General features: G+C 76.9%; 1 protein-coding gene. It reads right to left on the bottom strand.

The features are described 5' to 3' along the window. The coding region (locus tag CCN42_RS43930; protein ID WP_158102180.1) for an alpha/beta fold hydrolase at positions 1 to 308 on the bottom strand (308 nt) is incomplete at both ends.

Genomic DNA, 308 nt, shown 5'->3' with positions numbered 1-308 from the left:
GGCGGCCGGCCGCCGCCAGCACCGTCATGCCGCCCATGGAGTGGCCGGCGAGCACCGCCTTCTCACCGGGCGCGAGGGTGGCGGCGAGGACGGCTTCCAGGTCGTCGGCGAGGGCGTCGGTGCTGCACGACCGGCTCGCGGGGCTGCGTCCGTGGCCGCGCTGGTCGTAGGCGATGACGCGGTGGCCGGCGGCCAGGGCGCGGATCTGCGCCGCCCAGAAGGCGGTCGAACAGGTCCAGCCGTGGATGAGGACGACGGGCGGCGCGCTCTCGGGCCCATGCACCTCGACGTGCAGCCGCGCGCCGTCG

It is taken from the genome of Streptomyces glaucescens (genome assembly GCF_002154375.1).
GTDB classification, from domain to species: domain Bacteria; phylum Actinomycetota; class Actinomycetes; order Streptomycetales; family Streptomycetaceae; genus Streptomyces; species Streptomyces glaucescens.
This window is presented reverse-complemented; position numbering and strand designations above follow the sequence as displayed.